A 21,082-nucleotide genomic window follows, 5' to 3' on the forward strand; every position below is an offset into this window, starting at 1 on the left:
TCATGTATTGGCATACACTGCGCGTCTCGCTTCAAAACTCCCTGCGCATAGCTCGCAATTTAATCATCAAAGCAGATTTGCGTAAGACTTTGATAAGAAAATACCAAGCCCTGACCTGACGGTCGGGGCTTTTTTTGTATCTGTCGCATGGTGATTGCTGGTTAAGTAGAAGAATGGGGTTGAGGTTGCCAGTGTAAGCAGAAATCCCAGAAGCGGGAGAGTAGACCTGACTGATATTTATCTTTGTGGCGCACGAGCCAATAGCGCCGAGACAATAGCAAAGGGAGTTCGAGAGCAACGACTCGACCATCGGCAATGGCGTGCTGAGCGGAGAGCTTAGACAGGTACGCGAGGCCTAACCCGGCACTCGCAGCATTTAAAATCGCTTCGGTGGTATTGAGCTCAAAAGAAAGATGCCAGCGCTCGAAGCGAGGCGCAAGGCGTGAGAGAAAGTGCTCACGCGTGCCTGAACCTGGTTCGCGGATCAGCCAGGTTTGATCGTCGAGAGCTCCCACACTTAACGGCGTTTGACTCGCAAGTGGGTGATCTGGGTGACATACCACGACCATCTGATCGCTTAGCCACGGCATTTGCAGTAAATCGGGGTGCAGTATTTCACCTTCTACCAATCCAACATCCAGCTCGAAGTGTTGAAGGCGATCGATGATCTCTTGGCTGTTGGCAATCATCAGTGTTTGCTGTTGATGCGAGGTCGCATGGCGAAAATCGCTAATCAGTGTGGGTAAAAGCTGATTACCCACGGTATCGCTTCCCCCTAATCGTAGGCAGCCAATCAATTGGCTGTCGTCTTTCAATGCGGCGCTAATTTCATCGCTACGGATCAGCAATTCATCCGCTTTAGGGATAAGCGCCGCGCCTTGATCATTGAGGTGAAGCCGGTTGCCGCGTCGATCAAACAAGGGATAACCGAGCTGACTTTCTAATTCGGCGAGTGCCATACTGACCGCCGGTTTACTGAGAAACAGTTTTTTCGCCGCGGCGGTGATCGTGCCCTCTTGCACGATGGTTAAAAACACTCGCAGTTGAGGAAGAGAAAGCGCCATTAAGACCTAGCGATTAAGGGTTTGAATCACTATAAGGCCGCTTACCCGCAATGACAATGTCAACGACGGCCTTTGTCTTGGCTCACCCAGTTCTGGATATCAGATTGGGCCTGTTTTAATGACTGGTAGTGAGGTGATTGCTCACTGGTATGCTTGAGGACAAAGTCGAGTGTGCGCACTACATTTCGCCAACGTGGTGTTTTGGGGACGGTTTCTACGTGCAGGTACTTATCCAAGGTTCTTGTTTGGAAGCTGCCTTTATCCTGATAAACACGCCATAAGCCACTTTTTTCTGCTAGGTCGACTTTATCGCCATCCCAAGCGGCGAGAGCCAAGTTCATCGCATTAACCAAGCGACGATGAATCCCCTCCGACTGATGAACGTGTATCTCTTTATGTTTAATCGTGCTTGATGGCGCAAAATACCTCGCTCTCATGCTGTGTTTTAAGTGGGAGAGTGCACTTGCAAGGCGACCGATTTCATCGTTTCGCTGGCGATGAGTGACCGGGTAGTCCAGTTCACCGGCGGCAAACTGCTCAGCGCACCAAGTCAATTGTAAGATAGGCAGTGTCAGGCGGTGAGATAACCAATGCCCGATAAAGACTAATAATACAATAACGACGATCACGAGTGTGGTACTGATTGCATACAAGTGGCGGAGAGGTCGATAGGCACTTTTTTGAGGTGTGCAAATGATTAACGCCCAAGACGCCCCCGCCACATTGACGGGGCGGTATGCCGTGAGTTGAGGCATGATTGCATATTGGCTCGGTGACATGACCCCTTGTTGGCCATCGAAAGCGGCATTGATTGCGTGTTTGGGGGGCAGGATCGAAGGCGTCGCTTGATTAGAGTGAGGCACCCAACTGTTGAGTAACGATTGATGATTTTGATTAATCAGCCACAGGCCTGACTCTGGGCGCTGCCGTTGGCGTAGAGTTGCAGACAAGTTATCGGTTGTGGTGCGAATAGCAAGGATGCTTTGCATCTGGCCGCTTTTAAGTATGGGAACCAGGTACCAAGCTTGCATGGTGCGTGAGCCATGTGGCTCAAAGGCGGTGCGCACCCACTTAGGACGTTGCTTATCAGGCAGGCTCATTAATTGCTTTATCGCCCTTTTCAGTGACGGGTTATCCTGTGTCATGGGGTGAGTTTTGACGGCGTACACGAGGTTTTGGTTTAAATCAAACATCGCGAGATTGTTGAACGCGTACCTTGCTAACCAGGCTTGAAATTGATGATGAAAGCGGCGATATAAACGGCGGTATTTTTGTGCTGTCACGCCAGCATGTTGGCTCGAGGACTGTTGAAGGATCGGTATGAGTCGACGCTGCGCTTGGCGCGTATTATTACCGAGTTGTTGGAATGCATGAGGAAAGCCATAAAAGCGTCCACCGCTGCTGGTTGCTAGATCGGAGGCTGCAAGATTAATCACCGCGCGGACTTGGTCATCAAAATATGATGTGATGGTGGCATAGTTACGATCGCGCTCGTGCTCGAGCTGCTGATGGGCTTGATTGATCAGCAGTTGTGACTGACTCCAAGTAAAGTACCCCGTCAACATCACCACAGGGATAATACTAAGACTAAAAAACCACCACATGAAGCGGCGTTGAAGACGCGTCGAGTAACCCATATCCATTTGCACGCTGTGAATACCTCTCTCTGATCACGCGGGCTTGAATCGCAAACGGCTGCCAAAAGGCAGCCGCGAGAGAGAAGACGCTAACACGTCCGATGAGTCAAAACTGTGATCTGCTGTCAGGTATCAAGTCTTATATGTGTGTTAACTCACTGCTCGATGGTGTTGTCAGCCACTAGCGTGCTTTTTGCGCATGATAAACGGCGAATCGACGGGTTTTGGCGAGGGTATCACACTGACCGAGCCCTTTTTCAATAATCGGGGGGTAACGTAAGAAGCTGTTGGCGACGATCACCAATTGGCCGTGGCGGCGCAGGTAGCGAGGCGCGCTTTCCAGCAAGGACTCAGTAGCCTGGTAAAACGTCTCGAGTCCTTCATGGAACGGTGGATTGCTAATAATGGCATCAAACTGCTGTCCACTGACGGCACCTAACATGTCTGAGGCAAAAACAGAGCCTTTGAGCCCATTGGCCGTGAGGGTCGCTTGGGTTGATGCAACGGCTAAATGATTCACATCAACACAGGTGACCGTACAGCTTGGGTGGGTAGCCAGTATTACCGAGCCGATGACGCCTGCGCCACAGCCGACATCAATCACATCACCGTGCATATTGGGCAGGTGCTTGAGTAATAAGGCCGTGCCATCATCAAGACTTTTGTGGCTAAACACACCGGGTAGAGCACGAACAGTGAGTGATTGATTCTCTACTTGGAGTGGGTAGTCGTGAAACCAATCCGCTAGGTTAAACGATGCTGCCGGTGACGTACATTGGCCATGATACAGGCTGCATCGGCGTGCCGAGTCTTGTTTGATCACTTGGCCATACGGGGCAAAACGTTTTTCGATGCTTTTAACGCCACTGCGGTTTTCACCCACCACGACCCAGTCGACATTGGCACCGAGACGATGTGTGAGCATCGCGAGAAGAAAATCGGCTTCCGCTTTTGACTTAGGCCAGTAGAAAAGCACCAAATCAACTGAGCTCTCACCCACATATTCAGCCCCTTCATGGACCTTCACATCGGTATTTGCCATTCGTGAGACGTAGCCATGATGGGTCGTAAAGACAGACACTTGCGAGGCATGAGGCAGTAACTGCTGAGCAAAGTTATCTTCTAGCTCACCAGCTAATAGAACATGTTTGTTTTCAAACAGCGTGAGGTGACGTTGGGCAATCTCGCTAGGAGCCGTGAGGGCCATGGTATTTCTCTTCGGTTACTGTGACTGATAGGTCGCGTTTGGTCGAGGGGCGCGCTGACGGGGGATTTTCCCACAAAGCGCGCACCAGGCCAATATCAGCGTGCTTATGCGTTGTCTTGTCGGTCAAGAAAGCGCTCAAACTCGATTTCATACATACGAAATAGCACTAAGGTGATGGAGAAAATAATCGGGCCATAAATCAGTCCCATCAAGCCAAACAGATGCAAGCCACCTAACAGTGAGAAGAAAATAAGCAGGGTGTTCATCCCCGAGTTGCCTTGCATGAGGAAGGGGCGGAGGAGATTATCGATGGAGCCGACCACCACCACACTCCATATCAGTAAGGCGATCGCCCACTGCCAATCGCCCGTGGCCACCAAATAAAGCACGGTTGGCAGCCAGATGAGCGCGGTGCCGACCACAGGAATAAAGGAGGCGAACGCCATCATGGTGCCCCAAAATAGCGCTGGCAGGCCCACGGCCCACATCGCCAAGCCGCCTGCGGCCCCTTGCGCCAAGGCGGTGAGAAAGGACCCAAGCACGGCAGACTTGGCCACCTTTTCCACCTCATCCAATAACTGATCTTCTTGGCTGCGTGATAAGGGGATCACGTGGCGGAGCGTATGGATAATGCTGTCGTGATCGCGGAGCAAGAAAAACAGCACGAACAACATCAGCATAAAGGTGATGAAAAAATCGGTCACATCCCCTAATACCTTGGAGCTGAATTCGAGCATTTGGCCACTGAAAGAAGACATCCAAGCGGCCAGCTTTTTCACCGTTTCTTGTGGGTCAATTAAATCAAATGGCAGCCATTGGTTGAGAAAATGCAGCGACGATTGTATCTGCGGGTTGTTGAGCAACTGTTTTGCGCCGCCGTTATTGAGCCATTCGTAACTGCGTGTAAAAAAACTCACGCCTTGCTCGATTATTGCTCCCGCCACCACGGTGAGGGGAATGATGATGATAAAGGTGATTAAGACACAAGATATGACTGACGCCGTGTTTGGGCGTTGCCCAATGCGATCTTCAATACGTTTATGAAGAGGGAAAAAGAGCAAAGAGACAATAAACGCGAGAACGATTGCACCAATATAGGGCTCGATAAGTAAATAGCACGCATAGGCTGCGATGATCAGCGCAGCGATTAAAGTCCAATGTTTCGGCTCGACACGAAATGACGAAGTCACAGGGTATCCCTCTTAGGCTGGTTGAGTGAGTCGGGCGGACTTTACTTGCCGTCAAAAGGCCAATCAGCCGCTGGGCAGGTAAAGGTGCCTAAACAATAGGCACCTTAACACACAGTTTGTTGCACTAGTCAGTTAAAAAAATGGCCAAAAGATCGTTGAGGAAGAGCTTACCTTTAGCGGTTACTTGCCAATGTGTCTCGGACTCCGCGAGCAGACCTTGCTCAAGGGCTTGCGTCAAAGGGTGGCTGAGATGATCGAGGGGCAACCCGGTACGGGCAACAAACTCGGCTTTCGGGCAAGGTTCGAGCAGACGAAACCGATTCATAAAGAACTCAAACGCGAGATCCGTCTCTTTCACCCACTGGCTATCAGTGAGATAGGCTTTTTGTGGATCGAGGTAGCCGCGCGGATGCTTCACTTTAACGGTTCGAAGCAGGCGAGACTGATCGCCGTTAGGTAAAGTGAGCTTACCATGGGCGCCACAACCTATGCCCAAATAGTCACCAAAACGCCAGTAATTGAGGTTATGGGCGCATTGATGACCGGGTAAGCTGTATGCGGATGTCTCGTATTGTACGTAGCCAGCGTCGGTAAGCAGCTGATGCCCGCGATCAAAAATGTCCCACAAGGTATCTTCTTCTGGCAGAGTGGGTGGTTTGGAGTAAAACTGGGTGTTGGGCTCGATGGTCAACTGGTACCAAGACAGATGTGGCGGCTTAAGTGCAATCGCTTTTTCTAAGTCACTCAGAGCCTCTTGCTCTGACTGGTTGGGCAAACCATGCATCAAATCAAGGTTAAAGCTATTTAATCCCGCTTGATGGGCAAGGTGGGCGGCCCGCTCTGCTTCTCCAGGGCCATGAATGCGCCCCAAGCGTTCGAGCTTATCAGCAGAAAAGCTCTGCACCCCGATAGAAATCCGGTTAACGCCTGCTTGTCGGTAGCCGATAAATTTATCGGCCTCCACGGTGCCAGGGTTGGCTTCCATGGTCACTTCCAGGTTGTCACTGACGGGAAGGCGTGTCTTAATGCCATCCAGTAGGCGTGCTATCTGTGAAGGCGACATCAAGCTTGGTGTGCCGCCTCCAATAAAGATCGAATGCAGTGGACGTGTCGCAACTGAAGGGTAAGCGCCAAGATCGGTATCCAGATCCTCGAGCAGCGCATCGATATAATCCTCTTCCGGGATCTCACCTTTTTGGGTATGCGAGTTAAAGTCACAATAGGGGCATTTTTGTACACACCAAGGAATGTGTACATACAGACTCAATGGGATCATGGTTTATTGCGACGCTTTTAAGGCTTGGAACAGGGCGTTAAGTGCTTGTCCGCGGTGAGAACGTTGTTTTTTCTCGGAAGCGGGCATTTCTGCTGCGGTACATTGCTGATCGGCAGGTAAAAACACCGGATCGTAGCCAAAGCCGTTGTCCCCTTGCGGTGCTTGAGCGATTTGCCCTTCCCACACCCCGTGACAGACCAGTGGTGTTGGGTCATTAGCATGGCGCATATAAACCAGCACGCAATGGAAGCGAGCCTGGCGTCCATCATTGTCTGTATCATGCAAAGCTTCTAACAGTTTAGCGACATTGTCCGTATCACTGGCTGTTTCACCGGCGTAGCGGGCAGAATACACGCCCGGCGCACCGTTCAACGCATCGACTTCTAAACCTGAATCATCGGCAATGGCGGGGAGGCCGGTCACTTTGGCCGCATGACGCGCCTTAATGATGGCATTTTCGATAAAGGTGGTGCCTGTTTCATCCGCCTCTTCAACGGCAAAGTCACTTTGTGGCAGGACGTCGAAACCAAATTCGTCGAGCAGTCCCGCCATTTCTTTTACTTTGCCTGCGTTCCCAGTGGCCAACACAACTTTCTTCATCACAGTTACCTATTGGGTTATAGCCCGACTACGGGGCATCGACGTAAAACGTATAATTATAGTCAAAGGACGCATTGCGGTTTCCTTCGGCGTTGAGATCGATGTGAAAGCGATACGTCTCTTCATCATCGGCGGCGAAGGTAGCGATATAATAGATCGCGTCACCTTCTCTGATCTCGGTAAAGTCTAGATCACGACTGTTTCCGACCAAGTTTTTTACTTGTCCGGTGACCTCGGCGGCAATCGCCGGTTTTCCCAGTTGCATGGTATCGAGAACGGCAATGTTGACCAAGCCTCGATAGCCACTCCGGGTAATGTCGTACTGCTGAGCGATTTCGGGCGTTAAGAAAGTGGTCGAGAGCGTGTTGTAATGCACTTCCAACTCACCGATTTCTTTAAACTGACCTGCCCATGCTGGGGAGATAGCCACGGTTACTATGACGCTGAGCGCTGCAATTATCTGACGCATAATCTTTCCTTGTGATAAAGCGAAGTGAGGGTCGCTATCAATACGTACGGGTGCCTGAGTACGATCCGCCGTACATCGTTGGCACCCGTGAAATCCCGTAAGCGGAGCAAGCTATGGCAATAAGTCGAGGATGACTTAGCGCGTGGCGATTCGCTTACAGGGCATACCAAATCGGGCCGATAAAATCGCCGATAAGCATATTGATAAATTGGAGCGCGATAAAGATCACCAGAATACTGAGATCGAGCCCACCGAGGGGAGGAATAATACGGCGTACTGGCGCGCACACGGGCTCGGTCAGTTGGTGAAAAACATACTCTACTGGGTTGTTGCCTTGGCTGACCCAACTCAAAATAGCGCGCAGGATCAGCACCCAGAACAGCAACTTACCCGCGGCTTTCAGTAAGGCGATGGCGGAGAAGAGGAACATGCCTGAACTCATCGCGAAGGGGTTACCGGCGACTAAATCCAGTACCACAAATTTGGCCACCATGAGTAAGTAAGCAAACAGCACCGTTGCCAGATCCAAACCCCCGAGTGCCGGGATCATACGACGCAACGGGCCAACCACAGGCTGGGTCGCTTTGACGATAAATTGAGAGAAGGGGTTGTAAAAGTCTGCGCGCGCCCATTGTAGCCAAACGCGTAGCAGCACCACCATGATGTAAAGATCAAACGCGGTGTTGATCAGAAAGGTCATTGCATTCATATCGTTGCCTTAGTGATTAAAATTCTTGTTCCATTTGCTCGGCGCGGCTGACTGCCGCCTGCATGGCCTGTGCCACTATATCGCCAATACCATGTTGGTCGAAAACGCGCAGTGCTTCAGCGGTTGTGCCGCCTTTTGAGGTGACCTGCTCACGCAATTGGCCAATGGTTGTGTCCGTATTGCTGACCACCATTTCTGCCGCGCCTTTTGCGGCTTGCTGAACCAGCTGCCTGGCTTGCTCGTCGCTAAAGCCTTGGCGGATAGCTTCTTGCTGCATCGCCTCCATAAAGCGAAAGAAGTATGCCGGTGCGCTGCCTGCAGCGGCAATCACACCATTCATTTTTGCTTCCTCGTCGACACAGCAGACTTCGCCGACGGCTTCCATCAAGGCGGTGGCATAGCGTTTATCCGCGTCAGTGACTTGGCTCGACGCAAATAACCCGCTCATTCCTTGTCCGACAAGAGACGGTGTATTCGGCATCACACGTACTAGGTTAAGTGTGGTACCTGCCATCTCGCACAGACGGTGAGTACTGATGCCGGCTGCAATTGAGATCACCAATTTTGATGACCAATCGACGGCCGATAAATCGCTTAAAACCTGCGCCATTAATTGTGGCTTGACCGCCAAGACAATGACGTCTGCTGCTTGGCAGGCATGCAAGTTATCACGGGTGGTTTGGATGCCATAATCCGTGCTCAGCACGTCGTCAGGGTGAGCGCTGGGTGATGAGGCCGTTATCGCTTTAGTGGGATAGCCTGCATTCACTAGGCCAGCTATGATAGATCGCGCCATATTACCGGCGCCAATAAAGGTAAGGGAGCGATGGTCCATGAAAAGCGTTCCTGTTGTTCTCGTCATTATTTGGGGTTTATCACGACCGCTTTGTTAGCGATAGTCTCGCGCGCCAAAAATTGCGGTGCCGACACGCACCATGGTGCTACCACACGCAATCGCCGCTTCCATGTCACCACTCATGCCCATCGATAAGGTATCGATATCGGGCGTTTGCTCACTGAGCGCATGAAACGCATTGGATAAAGGTTCAAACGCGGCGCATTGTCGCTGATAGTCCGTCTCAGGCTGTGGAATAGACATCAATCCTCTGACATTCAGGCCGGGTAGGGCTCGGATATCTTCAATGAGGGCGATGGCGTTATCCACGGATAAGCCCGACTTTGATGCCTCGCCACTGGTATTGACTTGTACCAGGACATTGAGCGGCGGTAAATGGGTCGGACGCTGCTCGCTCAGGCGTTTAGCAATCTTCAACCGATCGACAGAATGCACCCAGTCAAAGTGCTCTGCAATTAACCGTGTTTTGTTGGACTGAATGGGACCAATAAAGTGCCATTCGATTGGTGCCGCGGGGGGATGCTCGGCAAAATACTCGACCTTTTCCACCCCTTCTTGCACGTAATTTTCCCCAAACGCCCGTTGCCCCGCGGCGATAGCATCTGCGATCGCCTCGATAGGCTTGGTTTTGCTGACTGCAATTAATTGCACTGAGTCGGAGAGTCGGCCGCATTTTTGGCTTGCGTGGTCTATCCGTTCCCTGACCTGTTGAATATTGTTCTTAATATGACACATACCGGATTCTGCAAGGAAAATGAATGGATATTAATGAGCTACTTGCGTTTAGTGTAAAGCATCGCGCGTCAGATCTACATCTTTCTGCGGGGGTGTCGCCTATGGTGCGGGTAGATGGCGATATGCGCAAGCTTAGTCTGCCACCGCTGAGCCACCAAGCCGTGCGGGAACTGGTACTGGCAGTGATGGGCCCTGAGCAGCAGCATGTTTTTGACAACACATGGGAAGTCGACTTTTCCTTTGAACTAAACTCGGTGGCGCGTTTTCGCGTCAATGCGTTCCACCAGCTACATGGTTGTGCGGCGGTCTTTCGTGTGGTGCCCACCGCCGTACCAAGGCTAGAGGATTTATCCGCGCCGCCACTTTTCAGTGAGCTGGCTTTGCTACATCAAGGTTTGGTGTTGGTGACTGGGCCGACAGGCTCGGGGAAGTCGACCACACTGGCGGCGATGATTGCGCAGATTAACCATCACCAACAAAAGCATATTCTGACTATCGAAGATCCGATTGAATTTATCCATCCGTCCGAGCAAAGCTTGGTGAACCAGCGCGAGGTCAAGCGTGATACGCAGTCTTTTCAGCAAGCCTTGCGCTCAGCGCTGCGTGAAGACCCAGATGTGATATTAGTGGGCGAGCTACGTGACTTAGAAACCATCCGTCTAGCGTTAACCGCGGCAGAGACCGGGCACTTGGTGTTTGCGACCTTGCACACCGCTAGCGCAGCGAAAAGTGTCGATCGTATCATTGATGTATTTCCCGGCAGCGATAAGCCCTTGGTGCGCTCGATGCTGTCGTCCTCACTGCGGGCGGTGATTTCTCAACAACTGGTCAAAAGCACCCAAGGTCAGCGTGTTGCTGCTTATGAAATTATGACGGTGACATCAGCGGTTTGTAACTTGATCCGAGAGGATAGAGTGGCGCAAATCGCCTCCATGATGCAAACCGGTACCGTGCATGGTATGCAGACGATGGCGCAAGCGATGGCCCAGCTCGAGAAACAAGGGGTGATTGCACCGCAGGCGGCGATCTCGCCCAGTTAATCTGTGTACTGACGCTCGAACCAGCTTTCGATAATCACCACCGCAGATTGGGCGTCGACGGCGCCTTTGCCTAGGGCTTTATAACCACCACGAGCAAAAAGATCCGCACGCGCTTCACGGGTAGACAGGCGTTCATCGTGCAGCTCGACGGGGTAGCCGAAACGCCCGTGTAGGCGGTTGGCAAATTTCTTTGCTCTCGGTGTGATGGTCTCTAACGGTTGACCGTTTAAGTCGAGCGGCAAGCCCACCACCAGATAATCGGGTTGCCAGTCTTTGAGTATGGCTTCGATATCATCCCAGTTTGGGATCCCGTCTCTCGCTTTTAAGGCGCACAAAGGGCGAGCGGTGCCGGTTAGTGATTGGCCAATGGCGACGCCAATGCTCTTGACGCCGTAATCAAATCCAATAATGGTCTGTGCGTTCATGCATGTCCTACTTGTGAAGAAAGGTTTGCCGCGTCGATACCGAGCTGATCGAGCGCTTTTTGCCAGCGTTGGTGAACGGGGGTATCAAAAATGACCTTGGGGTCGGCTTCGAGTGTCAGCCAGCTATTGTCGGCCAATTCCTGCTCAAGCTGGCCCGGCTCCCAGCCGGCATAGCCCAGCGCGACCAGAAATTGCTCTGGCTGTTGCTCGGTGCCGAGAATCGAGAGAATGTCTTTGGAGGTGGTGACCGATAGCTGATCAGACAGCGGAATACTGGTGCCGTACTCACAGGTTGCAGGGTGCAGCACAAAGCCTCTGTCCTCAGAGACGGGGCCACCAAAAAGGACGGGTTGAGATAGGCTCTCTGTGGTAGTCGACAAGGGCAGTTGTCGCTCGACCTCAATTTGATCCAGCATTTTTCCCACTGATAAGTTGATCGGGTGGTTAATCATCAGCCCCATTGCCCCGTCATGGCTGTGCTCACACACATAAATAACGCCATGATGAAAACGGCTATCAGCCATACTGGGCATCGCGATTAAAAAATGATTTTTCAGATCCATATCGCCGTCTCCTGTGGGGGCGCGTACTTTGAGTATGCGCGAAAATTGATGTTTTAGATAATGAAGGCGCAGAGAGCGCCTTCTTTTCTTAGGCGCAGCGTCTAGCAATCGCCTCCATTAACATGTCACCAATAGAAATGTCATACGCGGCATCAATCTCGCGAATACAGGTTGGACTGGTGACATTGATTTCCGTTAATTTGTCGCCTATCACGTCGAGGCCAACAAAGATTAACCCCTTTTCTTTGAGGGTAGGGGCTATGGCGCGCGCGATGGCCCAGTCAGTCTCTGACAGAGGACGTGCTTCGCCGCGACCGCCTGCCGCTAAGTTGCCACGGGTTTCACCCTCAGCGGGGATCCGCGCCAAGCAATAAGGCACGGGCTCTCCATCAACAACCAAAATTCGCTTATCGCCGTTGCTGATATCGGGCACAAAGGTTTGCGCCATGCAAAAACGTTGACCATGTTCGGTAAGGGTTTCGATGATCACACCCAAGTTGGGGTCGCCTTGTTTCACTCGGAAAATCGAGGCGCCGCCCATGCCATCAAGCGGCTTTAAAATCACGTCACCATGTTGTGCTTGGAACGCCCGGATTTCGTCAGCGCGGCGAGTGACCAAGGTGGTGGGCGTGTGCTCTGGGAACCAAGCCGTGTACAGCTTTTCATTGCAGTCGCGTAGGCTCTGTGGCTTATTCACAATCAACACACCGGCCTGCTCAGCGCGTTCGAGCATGTAAGTCGCGTAAATGTACTCGGTATCAAACGGCGGATCTTTGCGCATCAAAATGGCATCAAATTCCTGTAGCGCGAGGGTTTGCGTTTGCTTGATTTGATACCACTGTTCTGGGTTATCCATCACGGTGACGCTGTGAGTGCGGGCATAAGGGTCACCTTGCTGCATCGACATGTCATCCATCTGAATGTAATGCAGGTCCCAGCCGCGCTTTTGTGCTGCCAGCATCATGGCAAACGTGGAGTCTTTTTTCACACTGATGGCTTCAATGGGATCCATCACTATACCTATTTTCATCATTTTTCTCCTGCTTGCCAGTTAACCCAGGTCGCCAAAACGAACCTGCAAGGCCGTGATGGCAGTCAGTGCCGCGGTTTCTGTTCGCAGCACGCGTGGGCCCAATAGGATTTCTTCAAAGTTGTGTTCGCGTGTCATCGCAATCTCGTCATCAGATAACCCGCCCTCCGGGCCAATCAGTAAACGCAGTTTTTGAGGCGCGTCGGGAAGCGTGTTGATAGAGTAGGAGGCACGCGGATGCAGGTTTAGCTTCAAGCCTTCAAACGTCTGCTGACACCATGTATCGAGATTGATCACCGGATTAATGGTAGGGACGACATTACGGCCGCTTTGTTCGCAGGCGCCAATGGCGATTTTTTGCCATTGTTGGCGCTTTTTCTCGAGTCGCTCAGCATTGAGCTTGACGCCGCAGCGAGCTGACAAAAGCGGGGTGATGGTATTCACGCCTAACTCGACCGACTTTTGAATGGTAAATTCCATCTTTTCGCCGCGCGAAATCACTTGGCCTAGTTCAAAGTCAAGTGGTGACTCGACACTGTATGATTCGCGAGCGGTAATGGTGGCAGACACCTGTTTTTTACTCACTTGTGTCAGTGTGGCAGGAAATTGCGCGCCGCTACCATCAAAGAGCAAAATGGGCTGCTCTGCCTGCATACGCAGGACGCGACCGAGATGGTTCGCCGCTTCATCGCTTAAGATCACCGTGCCTTGTTCGGGTAACGGTGCTGGGTGATAAATTCGAGGAATTCGCATTGTGCTCGTGTTCCATGTTCAAGTCGCCCTCAGTGTAACATGACCAAAGGGACGATAGGCTCTGTCACTACTATGGGGACGAGGGACGAAAAAGCAAACTATTCTGATCCTTCACCACTGCGTGTTAGTGGCTGTTGGCAACGGTTGCAGCGATAGATGGCTTGGCCGCGTTGTATTTTATTGTGACGGCGAATGGATAAGGCGACAGGCCCGCAATCACAGTAGTAAGCAAAGGTTTTACCCTGCACGGCGCTGATATCAAGCTGGTGGGTGGTATTGGCAGGGGCGTTAAAGACCTGGGTCATCAACGAACGCCACTCAGGACCATGCGGTTTCACCCGACCATGTAACGCAAAGGTGACCAAATGACAGACTTCATGAGGGATCACTTCGTCAAAAAAGGTGTCTGGTGCTTGTTGCAAAAGAACAGGGTTAAACCGGACGCGCCATTGTGCTGGATGCGCAGTACCGGCAGACTTGCCCCGCAGTGTAAAGCCAACCACGGGGTAGGTCAGCTGGGTGCCCAATTGCTGGTTAGCCACATCAATACATTGCTGGGCGCGTGAGAGCGCTGCCTGTTGTAATGCATGAGCGGATTTTTCTGGGGTGTCATAAGCACAAGACATAAGTGGTCGTCCTTGCTGCGATCAAAAAGGGAAGCCGAAGCTTCCCTTAAAAGCACTGAGTCGCCTAAGGTTACCCGAGCTTGGCAAAGTCGCGCAACAGCTCCGCTTTGTCGGTTTTCTCCCAAGGGAAGATGTCGCGACCAAAGTGGCCATACGCAGCCGTTTGCTTATAGATAGGCTGTAACAAATCCAGCATTTCTTGCAAACCATACGGGCGTAAGTCGAAGTGCTCACGTACCGCTTTAATGATCACCGCTGGTGCGACTTTTTCAGTGCCGAAGGTCTCGACCATGATGGACGTCGGCTCGGCGACGCCAATCGCGTAAGACAGTTGAATTTCACAACGGTCGGCAAGGCCTGCGGCAACAATGTTTTTGGCCACATAGCGCGCGGCGTAAGCGGCAGAGCGATCCACTTTTGAGGGATCTTTTCCTGAGAACGCCCCGCCACCGTGACGGGCTGCCCCGCCATAGGTGTCAACAATGATCTTACGGCCTGTCAAACCACAATCGCCCATCGGCCCGCCAATCACAAACCGACCCGTTGGGTTAATGAAATACTTGGTGTCTTTGGTCAGCCATTCCGCCGGCAACACAGGCTTGATGATTTCTTCCATCACCGCCTCGCGCAGATCCTCAGTTGAAATACTGTCGCAATGCTGTGTAGAGAGCACGACGGCATCAATACCGGCAATTTTGCCGTTGTCATACGCAAAGGTGACCTGGCTTTTCGCATCTGGGCGTAACCAGTCTAAGGTGCCATCTTTGCGCACTTGCGCTTGGCGCTCCACCAAACGGTGTGAATAGGTAATAGGAGCTGGCATCAGCACATTGGTCTCATTGGTGGCAAAGCCGAACATGATCCCTTGGTCGCCAGCGCCCTGATCTTTCGGGTCGGCGCGATCAACCCCTTGGTTGATGTCTGGGGATTGTTTACCAATGGTATTCAATACCGCGCAAGAGTTGGCATCAAAGCCCATATCAGAGTGGATATAGCCAATATCTTGAACGGTTTGACGAGTAAGCTCTTCGATATCGACCCATGCCGAGGTCGTCACTTCCCCGCCTACCATTACCATGCCAGTTTTAACATAGGTTTCGCAGGCGACGCGTGCTTTGGGGTCTTGCTCAAGGATGGCATCCAAAACAGCATCAGAAATCTGATCTGCGATTTTATCAGGATGGCCTTCAGAGACGGACTCTGAGGTAAACAGGTGCTTAGCCATGTGACACTCTCATTGATTATCGGGGAAACTGACGATACGTATTAACGCGCACCGCCGATCAACTCAGATGTTTTAACTTCTAGACGTCTATTTTATTCGCAATTGTGATAAACGCAAGTCAGATGATGCATATGGGTGTCTTAAGGTATAGCAAAATTGGCTGAGATGCGCTTACACCGCGTGGGATACTGGCTGTGGCTTCACTGACCTCCATGATGAGGGAATCGCCTCTTGCAGCCAGTGCACCAGTGATTCGACACGCAGAGGAAGGCGGCCAGCGCTGCAGTAAAGACGCAACGGAATAGGTGCTGAGGCCCAGTTAGGCAAGCAGCGTATAATTCTATCAGGATGATGGTGTTGATAACCCGTGGCGCTCCAGATCGGTAGCAATCCAACGCCCTGCCCATCGGCGATAGCATCCAATTGAATGGCTATCATATCGCAATTAAAGCGGCTAGGCATGGCGCTTAAGTGGTAGGTATTGTCGTGGTCATAAAGCGTTAACCCTTGTCGACGTAGGGCAAAGACATCGAGCCAAGGGTGTTCATCGAGCAGGCTAGGATGCGTAAACGGGCCATATTGGCTGACATAGTCTGGTGCCGCGTAAATACCATATTGCCAGTGGCCAAGCTGATATGAGCGGCAATTGACCGGTAACATGATGTCTCCTGCCCAGATGATAAGATCGGCCGACTGAATACGTTGTGCACTGACTTCGCTTGTTAATGTGATGGATACTTTGGGATGCTCAGCGAGAAAACGACTGATCAATGGAGCCGCCCAGCCGCGCATCATTCCGGGGTGGCAAATCACTTCTATCGGCCCTTGAAGGTGGTTATTTAAATCCTGTATGGCCTCTTCACTTCTTTCTGCTAAATCAATAATTTGATGACAGTATCGCGCAAATATCGCGCCCGCTTTGGTTAAGACCAGTCTATTACCTTGTCTTTGCGTTAAAGGTTGTCCTAGGTCGGCTTCAAGTTGAGCTAAGCGACGACTCACCGTTGACTTGGGTTGACCTAATGCCTTAGCGGCGGCCGTGAGGCTTTGATGATGACACAAAGCCGCAAACGAACGGATCGAAGATAAATCCTGCATAACTTTCCTTTTAACGCCAGTAAGACGTCACATCAGCTGTCCAGAAGGAGAGAAATTACCTCGTTCAATAAATGGAACGAGATGTTCCCTTTATGGGGCTAGGCGTCCGTGTATCTATGTGAATAATTCTCAATAAACAAATGATAATTATTATCACAAAATGGAGTTGATTATGTCCAGTTGTCTTCGTCCCGTTGTTATCGGGATGGTATTAGCCGGTATACCTGTGAGTGCCATTCATGCGGCAGAAGCAGGTGATCAAAATACGGAAACCATGGTGATCACTGCCTCTGGGTTTGAACAAGCCACGGCAAAGGCGCCAGCGAGTATCAGTGTGATTAGCCGTGACCAACTTGAAGATCGTTATTATCGCGACGTCACAGACGCCTTAAAACGTATTCCAGGTGTCGTGGTCACAGGGGGCGGTGATACTCAGGATATCAGTATTCGTGGAATGGGTTCCAAGTATACCCTGATGCTGGTGGACGGAAAGCGTATGACGAGCCGGGAGACTCGTCCGAATAGCGATGGCCCTGGCATTGAGCAAGGCTGGTTACCTCCTCTTCAAGCGATTGAACGTATCGAGGTGATTCGGGGGCCGATGTCGACCTTGTATGGCTCTGACGCCATCGGTGGGGTGATTAATATTATTACCCGTCGTGAACAACATGAATGGCATGGCAATGTGCAATTAAGCACCTTACTGCAAGAAAAACGCGCATCAGGCGATGAACAAAGTGCCAATTTTTACCTTTCTGGCGCCCTAAGCGATAAGCTTGGGATGACGGTATCGGGCCAAACGGTTCAACGTCAAGAAGACGACATTACTTTCGGTTACGAGGATAAATCTTTACGTAGTCTTTCTACCTCGTTGACCTATGATGCCAGCGATTTTCAACAATGGACCCTGGACTTAGGCGCGAGCTCGCAAGAGCGCAATGGCCAAATGGGTAAAACCGTGCCGACCGATGATAGCCAGTGTCGAGGCAGTTGTGAAAACAGCAATAATGAATATCGGCGACAATCAATCGCCCTTGGGCATGAAGGGCATTGGACATGGGGCTGGTCAGATTCACACTTACAGTACGAGCAAAGCCGGAATAAAAGTCGTGAAATGACGATTAAGAACACCGAGTTTAAAACCCGTCTCATTCGCGATTTTGAAACACACACTTTGACGGTTGGTGGCTCAGTGAACAAAGCGAAGTTGGAGGACTTTACCTCTAATAAAGCGTCGAGCCAAACTGAGATTGACAATACACAAGCGGCTTTATTTGTCGAAGATGAGTGGCGTGTGATTGAGCCATTTAGTCTGACCCTCGGCTTACGTGTTGATCATGATGAAAACTACGACTACCACGCCAGCCCGCGTGTGTACGGTGTGTATCAACTCAATAGCAACTGGGTGGTGAAAGGCGGCGTGGCTACTGGGTTCCGTTCACCACAACTGCGCGAAATTGCCCCGAATTGGGCGCAAGTGAGTCGCGGGGGAAATATCTACGGCAACCCCGATTTGGAGCCTGAAACCTCTGTTAACTCAGAAGTCAGTATCAACTACCAAAGCGATACGGGGATCAGTGGATCGTTAACCGCATTCCATAATGACTTTGAAGATAAGATCACCCGAGTGACTTGCCCAACCTCGGTGTGCACGGATGGCCCCAACCAGTTTGGCTCAGATCCAACCTATCGGATTAATGTGGACGAAGCGGTCACTCAAGGGGTTGAAGCGAGCCTATTCGTGCCAGTCACGGAGACGGTCGACGTGAGTGCCAGCTATACCTATACCGATTCAGAGCAAAAAACCGGTGACTATAAGGGGCAGCCTTTGACGCAAATCCCCCAGCAGCTCGCGTATGGCGAAGTTAATTGGCAAGCCACTGAGAGGTTGCGTCCTTGGGTGAGCGCGACCTACCGTGGCGAAGAAATGGATCCTGTGACAGGTCCATCTTCTCGCAGCAATATAGAGCCAAGTTACACCTTGGTGGATGCCGGGATGAACTACCAGCTCAGCGATGCCATTGAACTGCAAGGCGCGGTTTATAACCTATTGGATAAAACGCGTGAGTATGAAGACTACGGCTATATCAGTGATGAACGCCGCTATTGGTTAGGACTGAATATCAGCTTCTAACTCGTGATAAAAGGAGCCATGCCACTTTATAGAGTGGCACAACCCTAACACGGCCACGCCCGTCTCGGACTTTACCGGACGGGCGTTTTTTTGCTGCATTTTATTCCCTGCTAGCGTGAGAAGAGTCACACAACACGTGCGTCTTTTACGTGCTTGAGATACACTGTGCGTCATCGTTAAACGAGCACCGATGGACATGGCATTAAGAGTCGCAATTAATGGATTTGGTCGTATAGGGCGCAGTGTATTGCGAGCCCTGTATGAGAGTGGCAAGCACGATCGCATTCAAGTGGTCGCGATTAATGAGCTCGCAGAGCCAGAGGCGATGGCGCATCTGCTGCAATATGACTCAAGCCATGGTCGGTTCGGCTGGCCGGTTTCCTATAACCAAGAACACTTGTTTGTCGCCACCGACAGCATTCGTCTGCTTCACTTACCGGAACTTCAGCTTTTACCTTGGCGCGACCTTGATGTGGATATTGTCTTGGACTGCACGGGCAAATTTGGTACGCGTCAAGATGGGGAGGCCCATATTGCTGCGGGCGCTAAAAAAGTCCTTTTCTCTCACCCCGCCAGCCAAGACGTGGATAGAACCGTTATTTACGGGGTCAATCATGATGCATTGACCGCCGATGACCGTATTGTTTCCAATGGTTCTTGTACCACTAATTGTATCGTCCCGGTGATCAAAGCCTTGGACGAACACTTTGGGATTGAGTCCGGCACCATCACCACCATTCATTCTTCAATGAATGACCAGCAGGTGATTGATGCGTATCACTCTGATCTGCGCCGCACACGTACTGCCAGCCAGTCTATTATTCCAGTGGATACCAAACTCCATGTTGGAATTGGTAGGATTTTTCCGAAATTTTCTGACAAATTTGAGGCGATCTCGGTCCGTGTGCCGACGATAAACGTGACAGCGATGGATTTAAGTGTCACTGTACGTACTAAAGTGAAAGTTAATGACGTAAATCAAGCTCTGCAGACGGCATCTCGATGTACATTAGACGGTATACTGGATTATACCGAAGCGCCCTTGGTATCGATTGACTTTAACCACGACTCGCACAGCGCCATTGTCGATGGATCGCAAACACGGGTCAGTGATCACCAGCTGATTAAAACGCTGGTTTGGTGTGATAACGAGTGGGGCTTTGCCAACCGAATGTTAGATACCACACTTGCCATGGCGTAATAGACGCAAGCGTGGGTGGGGTGTTGCCCTGATTAAATCAGTTTCAATTTGCAACCTTATAGCGAGGACCATATGTCTGTAATTAAGATGACTGACTTAGATCTTGCCGGAAAGCGTGTGTTTATCCGTGCTGATCTGAACGTGCCTGTAAAAGACGGTAAAGTGACCTCTGATGCACGTATTTTGGCATCATTGCCTACGATTAAGCACTGCTTAGAAGCCGGTGCAAAAGTCATGGTGACCTCTCACCTCGGCCGCCCTGAAGAAGGCCAGCCTGAAGATCAGTATTCACTGCAGCCAGTAGTGAACTACCTAGATGACGCACTTGATTGTCAGGTCAGCCTCGCGAAAGACTATCTAGACGGCCTTGAGCTTAACGCCGGTGAGCTGGTGGTGCTTGAGAACGTTCGCTTCAACAAAGGCGAGAAGAAGAACGACGAAGCGCTGTCTAAAAAGTACGCGGCACTGTGCGATATTTTTGTGATGGACGCATTTGGTACGGCTCACCGCGCCCAAGCCTCAACTCATGGTGTGGGCACGTATGCGCCTGTGGCTTGCGCTGGCCCATTGCTGGCTAACGAGCTTGAGGCATTAGGCAAAGCGATGGACAACCCGGCACGCCCAATGGTGGCGATTGTGGGTGGTTCAAAAGTGTCTACCAAGCTGACGGTACTGAAATCACTGTCAACCGTGGCAGACCAACTGGTTGTCGGTGGTGGTATCGCCAACACCTTTATCGCCGCTGACGGTCACAATGTTGGTAAGTCGCTGTATGAGGCGGACTTAGTCGACACGGCGAAATCTCTAATGGAAGAGTGCCATATTCCTGTTGCCACCGACGTGGCGTGTGCGAAGGCATTTGATGAAAACGCGGAAGCAGAGATCAAGCGCGTTGAAGATGTGCAAGACGACGATATGATTTTTGACCTCGGTCCTGAATCAACCCAAGCGTTGGCGGACATTTTGAAAAATGCCAAAACCATTCTGTGGAATGGCCCTGTTGGCGTGTTTGAGTTTAAGAACTTTGAAGCGGGCACGGCAGGCATTTCAAAAGCGATCGCGGAGTCTGAAGGCTTCTCTGTTGCGGGTGGCGGCGATACCCTCGCAGCGATTGATAAGTTTGGTATCCAAGCTGATGTGTCTTACATCTCAACCGGTGGCGGTGCGTTCCTAGAGTTTGTTGAAGGCAAGCCTCTACCTGCGGTAGAAATGCTGGAAGCACGTGCGAAAGACGCATAAACCAG

Annotated in this window: 21 protein-coding genes; 4 read left to right on the forward strand and 17 right to left on the reverse strand. The window is 51.3% G+C overall.

All coding sequences use genetic code 11. The annotated features are described in order from the left end of the window. Positions 1–161: 161 nt before the first annotated feature. The 10 genes from BGL48_RS07465 to BGL48_RS07510 all read right to left on the reverse strand — a co-directional run bounded on the left by BGL48_RS07465 (position 162) and on the right by BGL48_RS07510 (position 9,743). A complete protein-coding gene (locus tag BGL48_RS07465) occupies positions 162–1,064 on the reverse strand; it encodes a LysR family transcriptional regulator (RefSeq protein WP_069362076.1) in 903 nt (300 codons plus the stop codon). 59 nt (positions 1,065–1,123) lie between these two features. Then, complete coding sequence (locus tag BGL48_RS07470) at positions 1,124–2,668, reverse strand: HAMP domain-containing protein (RefSeq protein WP_176719647.1); 1,545 nt, start codon at positions 2,666–2,668, stop codon at positions 1,124–1,126. A 214-nt stretch (positions 2,669–2,882) separates the two neighbouring features. Next, a complete protein-coding gene (gene rsmC / locus BGL48_RS07475; RefSeq protein WP_069362078.1) occupies positions 2,883–3,908 on the reverse strand; it encodes a 16S rRNA (guanine(1207)-N(2))-methyltransferase RsmC in 1,026 nt (341 codons plus the stop codon). Between the two features lie 104 nt (positions 3,909–4,012). Beyond that, entirely contained in the window at positions 4,013–5,098 is a 1,086-nt protein-coding gene (locus tag BGL48_RS07480; RefSeq protein ID WP_069362079.1) for an AI-2E family transporter, read from the reverse strand. A 124-nt stretch (positions 5,099–5,222) separates the two neighbouring features. Next, on the reverse strand, positions 5,223–6,374 hold the full coding sequence (hemW, locus tag BGL48_RS07485; protein WP_069362080.1) for a radical SAM family heme chaperone HemW: 1,152 nt from the start codon (positions 6,372–6,374) through the stop codon (positions 5,223–5,225). Positions 6,375–6,377: 3 nt separating this feature from the next. Then, complete coding sequence (locus BGL48_RS07490) at positions 6,378–6,974, reverse strand: XTP/dITP diphosphatase (protein WP_069362081.1); 597 nt, start codon at positions 6,972–6,974, stop codon at positions 6,378–6,380. A gap of 28 nt (positions 6,975–7,002) precedes the next feature. Further along, complete coding sequence (locus BGL48_RS07495) at positions 7,003–7,443, reverse strand: DUF4426 domain-containing protein (RefSeq protein WP_069362082.1); 441 nt, start codon at positions 7,441–7,443, stop codon at positions 7,003–7,005. A 154-nt stretch (positions 7,444–7,597) separates the two neighbouring features. Beyond that, positions 7,598–8,152, reverse strand: a complete 555-nt coding sequence (locus BGL48_RS07500) for a YggT family protein (protein ID WP_069362083.1) — start codon at positions 8,150–8,152, stop codon at positions 7,598–7,600. A gap of 16 nt (positions 8,153–8,168) precedes the next feature. After that, positions 8,169–8,987, reverse strand: a complete 819-nt coding sequence (proC, locus tag BGL48_RS07505; protein ID WP_069362084.1) for a pyrroline-5-carboxylate reductase — start codon at positions 8,985–8,987, stop codon at positions 8,169–8,171. 54 nt (positions 8,988–9,041) lie between these two features. After that, the gene (locus BGL48_RS07510) at positions 9,042–9,743 is read right to left on the reverse strand and encodes a YggS family pyridoxal phosphate-dependent enzyme (RefSeq protein ID WP_069362085.1); all 702 of its coding nucleotides are present in this window, start codon (positions 9,741–9,743) and stop codon (positions 9,042–9,044) included. A 23-nt stretch (positions 9,744–9,766) separates the two neighbouring features. Between BGL48_RS07510 and BGL48_RS07515 the strand changes: the two genes are divergently transcribed. Beyond that, on the forward strand, positions 9,767–10,783 hold the full coding sequence (locus tag BGL48_RS07515) for a type IV pilus twitching motility protein PilT (protein ID WP_069362086.1): 1,017 nt from the start codon (positions 9,767–9,769) through the stop codon (positions 10,781–10,783). On the opposite strand, the gene ruvX is transcribed toward BGL48_RS07515, so the two are convergent. The 7 genes from ruvX to BGL48_RS07550 all read right to left on the reverse strand — a co-directional run bounded on the left by ruvX (position 10,780) and on the right by BGL48_RS07550 (position 16,503). Then, on the reverse strand, positions 10,780–11,208 hold the full coding sequence (gene ruvX, locus BGL48_RS07520; protein ID WP_069362087.1) for a Holliday junction resolvase RuvX: 429 nt from the start codon (positions 11,206–11,208) through the stop codon (positions 10,780–10,782). The two genes, BGL48_RS07515 and ruvX, sit on opposite strands and share 4 nt — an antisense overlap. Then, positions 11,205–11,771 carry a YqgE/AlgH family protein gene (locus tag BGL48_RS07525; RefSeq protein WP_069362088.1) on the reverse strand — a complete coding sequence of 189 codons (567 nt, stop codon included), beginning with the start codon at positions 11,769–11,771 and terminating at the stop codon, positions 11,205–11,207. The genes ruvX and BGL48_RS07525 overlap by 4 nt, the downstream gene beginning before the upstream one ends. 88 nt (positions 11,772–11,859) lie before the next feature. Further along, positions 11,860–12,804 (reverse strand): glutathione synthase, encoded by a 945-nt coding sequence (gene gshB / locus BGL48_RS16215; RefSeq protein ID WP_069362089.1) that lies wholly within the window; start codon positions 12,802–12,804, stop codon positions 11,860–11,862. An 18-nt stretch (positions 12,805–12,822) separates the two neighbouring features. Continuing rightward, positions 12,823–13,554 (reverse strand): 16S rRNA (uracil(1498)-N(3))-methyltransferase, encoded by a 732-nt coding sequence (gene rsmE / locus BGL48_RS16220; protein WP_069362090.1) that lies wholly within the window; start codon positions 13,552–13,554, stop codon positions 12,823–12,825. A 98-nt stretch (positions 13,555–13,652) separates the two neighbouring features. Continuing rightward, positions 13,653–14,180, reverse strand: a complete 528-nt coding sequence (locus BGL48_RS07540) for a SprT family zinc-dependent metalloprotease (RefSeq protein ID WP_069362091.1) — start codon at positions 14,178–14,180, stop codon at positions 13,653–13,655. Positions 14,181–14,250: 70 nt separating this feature from the next. Continuing rightward, a complete protein-coding gene (gene metK / locus BGL48_RS07545; protein WP_069362092.1) occupies positions 14,251–15,405 on the reverse strand; it encodes a methionine adenosyltransferase in 1,155 nt (384 codons plus the stop codon). A 171-nt stretch (positions 15,406–15,576) separates the two neighbouring features. Then, positions 15,577–16,503 (reverse strand): LysR family transcriptional regulator, encoded by a 927-nt coding sequence (locus tag BGL48_RS07550; protein WP_069362093.1) that lies wholly within the window; start codon positions 16,501–16,503, stop codon positions 15,577–15,579. Between the two features lie 172 nt (positions 16,504–16,675). Between BGL48_RS07550 and BGL48_RS07555 the strand changes: the two genes are divergently transcribed. From BGL48_RS07555 to BGL48_RS07565, 3 genes are all read left to right on the forward strand, one after another. Beyond that, entirely contained in the window at positions 16,676–18,637 is a 1,962-nt protein-coding gene (locus tag BGL48_RS07555) for a ligand-gated channel protein (protein ID WP_069362094.1), read from the forward strand. 196 nt (positions 18,638–18,833) lie between these two features. Then, a complete protein-coding gene (gene epd, locus BGL48_RS07560) occupies positions 18,834–19,838 on the forward strand; it encodes an erythrose-4-phosphate dehydrogenase (protein ID WP_069362153.1) in 1,005 nt (334 codons plus the stop codon). A 72-nt stretch (positions 19,839–19,910) separates the two neighbouring features. Continuing rightward, entirely contained in the window at positions 19,911–21,077 is a 1,167-nt protein-coding gene (locus tag BGL48_RS07565; protein ID WP_069362095.1) for a phosphoglycerate kinase, read from the forward strand. Positions 21,078–21,082 lie beyond the last annotated feature (5 nt).

The organism is Salinivibrio sp. SS3 (genome assembly GCF_001722105.1).
GTDB classification, from domain to species: domain Bacteria; phylum Pseudomonadota; class Gammaproteobacteria; order Enterobacterales; family Vibrionaceae; genus Salinivibrio; species Salinivibrio kushneri.

Coding starts and splice junctions, on each gene's coding strand:
- proC (WP_069362084.1), bottom strand. CDS start 8,987: ATGGACCATCGCTCCCTTACCTTTATTGGCGCCGGTAATATGGCGCGA.
- BGL48_RS07555 (WP_069362094.1), top strand. CDS start 16,676: ATGTCCAGTTGTCTTCGTCCCGTTGTTATCGGGATGGTATTAGCCGGT.
- BGL48_RS07495 (WP_069362082.1), bottom strand. CDS start 7,443: ATGCGTCAGATAATTGCAGCGCTCAGCGTCATAGTAACCGTGGCTATC.
- gshB (WP_069362089.1), bottom strand. CDS start 12,804: ATGATGAAAATAGGTATAGTGATGGATCCCATTGAAGCCATCAGTGTG.
- epd (WP_069362153.1), top strand. CDS start 18,834: ATGGCATTAAGAGTCGCAATTAATGGATTTGGTCGTATAGGGCGCAGT.
- BGL48_RS07550 (WP_069362093.1), bottom strand. CDS start 16,503: ATGCAGGATTTATCTTCGATCCGTTCGTTTGCGGCTTTGTGTCATCAT.
- BGL48_RS07565 (WP_069362095.1), top strand. CDS start 19,911: ATGTCTGTAATTAAGATGACTGACTTAGATCTTGCCGGAAAGCGTGTG.
- BGL48_RS07465 (WP_069362076.1), bottom strand. CDS start 1,064: ATGGCGCTTTCTCTTCCTCAACTGCGAGTGTTTTTAACCATCGTGCAA.
- metK (WP_069362092.1), bottom strand. CDS start 15,405: ATGGCTAAGCACCTGTTTACCTCAGAGTCCGTCTCTGAAGGCCATCCT.
- BGL48_RS07525 (WP_069362088.1), bottom strand. CDS start 11,771: ATGGATCTGAAAAATCATTTTTTAATCGCGATGCCCAGTATGGCTGAT.
- BGL48_RS07490 (WP_069362081.1), bottom strand. CDS start 6,974: ATGAAGAAAGTTGTGTTGGCCACTGGGAACGCAGGCAAAGTAAAAGAA.
- rsmC (WP_069362078.1), bottom strand. CDS start 3,908: ATGGCCCTCACGGCTCCTAGCGAGATTGCCCAACGTCACCTCACGCTG.
- ruvX (WP_069362087.1), bottom strand. CDS start 11,208: ATGAACGCACAGACCATTATTGGATTTGATTACGGCGTCAAGAGCATT.
- BGL48_RS07515 (WP_069362086.1), top strand. CDS start 9,767: ATGGATATTAATGAGCTACTTGCGTTTAGTGTAAAGCATCGCGCGTCA.
- BGL48_RS07470 (WP_176719647.1), bottom strand. CDS start 2,668: ATGTGGTGGTTTTTTAGTCTTAGTATTATCCCTGTGGTGATGTTGACG.
- rsmE (WP_069362090.1), bottom strand. CDS start 13,554: ATGCGAATTCCTCGAATTTATCACCCAGCACCGTTACCCGAACAAGGC.
- BGL48_RS07510 (WP_069362085.1), bottom strand. CDS start 9,743: ATGTGTCATATTAAGAACAATATTCAACAGGTCAGGGAACGGATAGAC.
- BGL48_RS07540 (WP_069362091.1), bottom strand. CDS start 14,180: ATGTCTTGTGCTTATGACACCCCAGAAAAATCCGCTCATGCATTACAA.
- hemW (WP_069362080.1), bottom strand. CDS start 6,374: ATGATCCCATTGAGTCTGTATGTACACATTCCTTGGTGTGTACAAAAA.
- BGL48_RS07500 (WP_069362083.1), bottom strand. CDS start 8,152: ATGAATGCAATGACCTTTCTGATCAACACCGCGTTTGATCTTTACATC.